This window comes from Sphingorhabdus sp., assembly GCF_029865925.1.
Lineage (GTDB): Bacteria > Pseudomonadota > Alphaproteobacteria > Sphingomonadales > Sphingomonadaceae > Sphingorhabdus_B.
Map to the genome: position 1 here is coordinate 1 of NZ_JARXAI010000031.1, position 5,189 is coordinate 5,189.

The 5,189-nt window shown below is 54.3% G+C and carries 8 protein-coding genes; all 8 read right to left on the reverse strand.

Going from position 1 to position 5,189, the window contains the following annotated elements; all coding sequences use genetic code 11:
• A partial coding sequence (locus QE270_RS03170; RefSeq protein ID WP_300035054.1) for a hypothetical protein occupies positions 1–282 on the reverse strand: 282 nt, incomplete at its 3' end.
• Positions 283–368: 86 nt separating this feature from the next.
• The gene (locus tag QE270_RS03175) at positions 369–929 is read right to left on the reverse strand and encodes a GNAT family N-acetyltransferase (protein WP_300035057.1); all 561 of its coding nucleotides are present in this window, start codon (positions 927–929) and stop codon (positions 369–371) included.
• A complete protein-coding gene (locus tag QE270_RS03180; protein WP_300035060.1) occupies positions 926–1,684 on the reverse strand; it encodes an alpha/beta fold hydrolase in 759 nt (252 codons plus the stop codon). The genes QE270_RS03175 and QE270_RS03180 overlap by 4 nt, the downstream gene beginning before the upstream one ends.
• 36 nt (positions 1,685–1,720) lie before the next feature.
• On the reverse strand, positions 1,721–2,368 hold the full coding sequence (locus tag QE270_RS03185; protein ID WP_300035063.1) for a 2-hydroxychromene-2-carboxylate isomerase: 648 nt from the start codon (positions 2,366–2,368) through the stop codon (positions 1,721–1,723).
• A 3-nt stretch (positions 2,369–2,371) separates the two neighbouring features.
• Positions 2,372–3,397, reverse strand: coding sequence for an aspartate-semialdehyde dehydrogenase (locus tag QE270_RS03190; RefSeq protein ID WP_300035066.1), 1,026 nt, complete (start codon positions 3,395–3,397; stop codon positions 2,372–2,374).
• 106 nt (positions 3,398–3,503) lie between these two features.
• The gene (gene rplS / locus QE270_RS03195) at positions 3,504–3,896 is read right to left on the reverse strand and encodes a 50S ribosomal protein L19 (protein WP_300035069.1); all 393 of its coding nucleotides are present in this window, start codon (positions 3,894–3,896) and stop codon (positions 3,504–3,506) included.
• Positions 3,897–3,903: 7 nt separating this feature from the next.
• Positions 3,904–4,644, reverse strand: coding sequence for a tRNA (guanosine(37)-N1)-methyltransferase TrmD (gene trmD, locus QE270_RS03200; RefSeq protein WP_300035072.1), 741 nt, complete (start codon positions 4,642–4,644; stop codon positions 3,904–3,906).
• On the reverse strand, positions 4,641–5,147 hold the full coding sequence (gene rimM, locus QE270_RS03205) for a ribosome maturation factor RimM (RefSeq protein ID WP_300035077.1): 507 nt from the start codon (positions 5,145–5,147) through the stop codon (positions 4,641–4,643). Before rimM ends, trmD begins: the two co-directional genes overlap by 4 nt.
• Positions 5,148–5,189: the final 42 nt, after the last annotated feature.

A 5,189-nucleotide genomic window follows, 5' to 3' on the forward strand; every position in this document is an offset into this window, starting at 1 on the left:
AAAATCAGAGATTGCAAAAACAATGGCGGCAATCATGACGACTTTGCCAAGCCGCGCGAGCATTGCGCGCGATGACGCTGCGAACATCCGTCCGCCGGCAAACGCACCCCACGCATAAACGCCGATAAAAATGAGGTCCAACTCCATACTATAGATTGCCAGATCCATCACACCGGCCGCAGCCCAGCCGGCATGGATGATATCCACACGCGCAGCACTGCCCGCTGCCTGATGGTCGCTCATACCCAAGGACGAAGCGTCGGTAACCAGCCAAACGTTCATAACGATTTGAGTGGCTAACAACAAAATGCCGAACAACCAGAACGTCCAGAAACGCCTTTCTAGAGCAGATTCTCCACGCATGACCTTCACCCCAAAGACGCAGACAATGCACCTGACAGGGCATCCTCGCGCGTCAGATGATAGGTTGTGTAGTCATGCAGCTGCCCACCATGATCACGCTTATGTTCCAGCACCAACTTCCCGCCCAAACGTTCGACGGCGGTACGGGACCGGAAATTATTCGCGCCGACCTGAAAGACCACGGTCTGAACAAACTGGAAAACATAATCGAGCATCAGCGCTTTCACATCGCGGTTAACACCGGTGCGCCAATATGCCGTCGCGAAGAAGGTCCAGCCAATTTCAATTTGATCCGCGACGGCATCATAGTTGGCAAAGCGCGTGCAGCCGATAATTTCGCCTGTTGCTGTGTCTAATACTGCAAACGCGCCCTGCGATGCGATGGCGTCGCCGAAAAAATCGTCGAACACCTCTCTTTTATACCGATCACGAATCGGATGCATCGCCCATATTTCACGGTCGGACGCCACGGCAAACAGCCCATCATAGTCGGCTACCACCAAAGGCCGCAGTAAAACCCGCTTGCCCGTCAAGGCAGGCTGAATGTCAAACAGCGGCAACGTCACCAGAGCTCACCCGTCAAGGCCTCGACAAAAGCTTGCCCAAGCTCAGGCTTTATGACTGCGCTCATATGATTGCCCGGAACTAGGACCAACTTTCCACGGCGCAGAAGCGCTGCGAGGTCGGCAACCGAGCCATTATCATTATCCTGCTCTCCGCACACCAAGGCGACGGGCAATGTCCATTGGGCAATCTGCGCTGCGCTTGTGTCAGTGAATGTTTCCAAAATATGCCGCAATGCTTCTGGGTCACCACCCGTAGTTTTCAAAAACGCCTCCGCCATCCAAGCGGCCGAACCTTTTTCATGATGCCCCAGATTATCGAAGACGTGGCGAAAATGAACGCCGCGATGGGCTGTGTTCGTTAACCCATCGAGACCCATGCCCGAAATAACCGCCCTGCCCGGCGCGGCACCGCGCGTTAGCATCCGCGATACCGTCCGTCCGCCAAGCGAATAACCGCCGAGATCATAATCCGTGACGCCCAAATTCGCCAGCAACGCAAACTGGTCATCTGCCAAGATATCGAGTGGATAATGCGCCGGATCATGGGGTTTGGCGCTCAAACCATGTGCACGCAGGTCTGGCATGATAACGCGGTACCCCGCATTGGCCAATGCAGTAGCATGGCCGTATTTGATCCAGTTGGTACCCGCTTCGGACATGAAACCATGGATCAGCAACAAAGGCCGCCCCTGCCCCATCTCGCGCCATGCGATCTCGACACCGTCGGCGGCTTGAAAACTGTTGGATATAATCATTAATCTCGCTCGATATTCGACGACCCACACCTCTAACTAACGCGCAGCCAACCCTTTTTGCTTCATGCGCCATACAGCCATATCGATACGGTCCTGCCCGAAAAATGGTTCCGCGTCGAAAACGAGAGTTGGCACGCCCCAATGCCCCGCGGCCTCGAGGGCCGCTTGGTTGGCAGCGATTTCACAATCTAGAGCTTCTGGATCATTGATAGCTTCGGCATCCAGCTCTGCCAAATCCAATCCTGCGCGCGAAGCTGCACCGGCGAGATGGTCGTCCTCATGCCAATTCTCCGCCCCGCCCCAAATGAGCCGTGAAACTTCGTCACAAAAGACCAGGCTTTTGCCGCGCCGCGCCGCCGCTTGACCCAAGCGCGTAAGGCGAAAGATATAGGGCTGTTCATCTGAAATTTTGCGCGTCTTCACGTCTTGCAGGATAGGATCAGGTCGTGGTGGACCAAATGGAATACCATGAAACTGAGCCACACGGAACATGTCGGTAAAGGTATAGCGCAACCAGTTCGGGTGGCTGCGTTCAAAAAAATCAGGTTCGCGGATCGCCAACGGATAGACCGGTCGCAAATTTATCGTAAGGTCATATTCTTGCGCCAGCGCGCTATATCGCCGCGTGGCTAGATAGCTATAAGGACTGCGAAACGACCAGAATATATCGGCTTGCAGCCCCATAACTTATCCCTTTTTCAAATGCCGCCGCCCCAGCAGTTCGGCAATCTGCACCGCATTCAGCGCGGCGCCTTTGCGTAAATTATCCGACACGCACCAGAAGGCAAGGCCATTGTCGACAGTGGGATCTTCACGAACGCGGCTGACATACGTCGCATCATCGCCCGCAGCTTCCACGGGTGTCGTATAGCCGCCATCTTCGCGCTTATCGATGAGCATGATGCCAGGCGCTTCCCGAAGGATATTTTGCGCGGTCTCTGCAGACATTTCGCGTTCATATTCGATATTCACAGCCTCGCTGTGGCCAACGAATACCGGCACTCGCACGCAGGTCGCGGTAAGCTTGATTTTCGGGTCGAGTATCTTCTTGACCTCAACCATCATCTTCCACTCTTCCTTGGTGTAACCGTCGTCAAGGAAACTATCGATATGCGGAATGACGTTAAACGCGATTTGCTTGGTGAATTTTTTGGCATCCGCGCTATCGCCAACAAAGATGTTGCGGCTCTGTTCGAACAGCTCATCCATGCCCTCTTTGCCCGCGCCTGAAACCGACTGATAAGTCGATACGACAACACGCGTGATATTGGCATAATCATGTAATGGTTTCAGCGCGACAACCAGTTGTGCCGTTGAACAGTTCGGGTTCGCAATGATGTTCTTGCGCTTGTAAATGTCGATCGCGTCGGGGTTTACCTCAGGCACAATCAATGGAACATCCGGGTCCATCCGGAAAAGCGAGCTGTTATCAATCACGACGCACCCAGCAGCAGCAGCAATCGGCGCATATTTCTTGGTAGCGTCCGAACCGATAGCAAAAATCGCCATGTCCCAGCCCGACCAATCGAAATTCTCCATATTCTGGATCTTGAGCATCTTATCGGTATCGCCATATTCGATTTCGATACCTTGGCTGCGGGATGATGCCAGCACAGCGACTTCGTCGGCGGGGAATGCGCGTTCGGCCAATATGTTCACCACTTCGCGGCCCACATTGCCGGTCGCACCTGCGACCACGATACGATAACCCATGTGTAATTCCTTGACGTGTAAGCGGACGGGACAATAAAAAAAGCCGGGCTCTTTATAGGAGCCCGGCCTTTCATGTTCTGTTAGAAACGTGAACCTAGCTCCTGCCTTATTCGGCAACCTCGGTGGTTTTAATCGGGCGTGGGTCGCGGCGCTCGGCAATACGTGCCTTCTTACCGGTCAAACCTCGCAAATAATACAGCTTCGCACGACGCACGACGCCCTTACGGACGACTTCAATGCTGTCGATGTTCGGGCTGTACAGCGGGAATACGCGCTCGACGCCTTCACCGAACGACATTTTGCGTACGGTGAAGTTGGAGCCCATGCCCTTGTTCGAACGCGCGATGCACACGCCTTCGTAATTCTGAATACGCGTGCGTTCACCTTCGATGACCTTCACGCCCACCTTTACGGTGTCACCTGCACGGAAAGCAGGAATTTTTTTGTTTTCTGACAAAGCTGCAATAGCTTCGGCTTCGAGTGTTTGGATGAGGTTCATGCCCCATTTAATCCTTATTCTTTTGTCGCACGTCAGAGGCAGGCTGGACCCGGGCATCTTTGTAACGCCCCCAAAGGTCCGGTCTGCGTAACCGAGTAAATTCCTCTGCCTGATGTTTCCGCCAAGCAGCTATTTTCGCATGATCCCCCGATCGCAACACTTCAGGGATCATACGCCCTTCCCAATCATTGGGTCGGGTGTAGTGCGGATATTCAAGTAATCCTTGTTCAAAGGACTCTTCGTCACCGCTGGAGGAAGCGCCCATTACGCCGGGAAGCAGCCGAATGCAAGCGTCTAACAGCGTCAGCGCCGCTATTTCGCCGCCCGACAGAATGATGTCGCCCATCGACACTTGTTCGATTTCGGGACGGGCATCGAACAAGCGCTCATCAAAGCCTTCAAATCGGCCGCAAAGGACGGTTATGCCAGGGCCTGCGGCAAGTGCACGGATGCGGCTTTGCGTGATCGGCGTACCGCGCGGCGTCATGGCGAGAATCGGAAGTTCAGGTTGCGCCGCAGACGCATAGTCGACCGCTGCGGCAAGGATATCCGCCCGTAATACCATCCCTGCCCCGCCACCTGCTGGTGTATCGTCTACCGTGCGGTGCTTATCCGTCGCAAAATCGCGGATCTGGAGAGGTGCGTAAGACCATTTGCCTTCCTCCAACGCACGACCAGCCAAGGATATTCCCAGTGGGCCGGGAAACATCTCAGGGTAGAGCGTAAGGATTTGGGCGTGAAAGGTCATATCACGAAAGCGGCATCAATGACGATATTGCCGCCCGCGCCGGCGGTCCATTCGGGGACAGCGTCGGCGGTCATCGGGACCATGAACTTTTTACCCGGCTTGCCTTCAACAGATGGCAACTGGATTTCCAGAACGTCGCTAGCACCGAAATTTTCCACGGCAACGCAGATACCAAGGTCATTACCATCGGTAGACACGCATCGCAAGCCAAGCAGGTCGCTATAATAATATTCGCCGTCGTCCAGTTTAGGCAAAGCCTCACGCGGGACAGTCAGCAACGTACTACGCAGTTTTTCTGCGGCATTTCGGTCATTAATTTCAGCAAAGCGCGCGATTGCGCCGTCTTTGGTTGGGCGCAGCGACTTTACCGTCAACGCCCCCTCATTAAAACTTTTGTAATGTTTCAAGCTGTCGAGATTATCCGCAAACAGCTTCAAACGGACTTCACCTGTCACGCCGTGTGCGCCAGAAACGGCGGCAAGCGTGACGGTGTTGTCAGCCAAGGCTTAGCCCTCGGCCTTTTCTTCGGTTGCTTCTTCTGCAGC

Coding starts and splice junctions, on each gene's coding strand:
- QE270_RS03180 (WP_300035060.1), bottom strand. CDS start 1,684: ATGATTATATCCAACAGTTTTCAAGCCGCCGACGGTGTCGAGATCGCA.
- QE270_RS03185 (WP_300035063.1), bottom strand. CDS start 2,368: ATGGGGCTGCAAGCCGATATATTCTGGTCGTTTCGCAGTCCTTATAGC.
- QE270_RS03190 (WP_300035066.1), bottom strand. CDS start 3,397: ATGGGTTATCGTATCGTGGTCGCAGGTGCGACCGGCAATGTGGGCCGC.
- rplS (WP_300035069.1), bottom strand. CDS start 3,896: ATGAACCTCATCCAAACACTCGAAGCCGAAGCTATTGCAGCTTTGTCA.
- trmD (WP_300035072.1), bottom strand. CDS start 4,644: ATGACCTTTCACGCCCAAATCCTTACGCTCTACCCTGAGATGTTTCCC.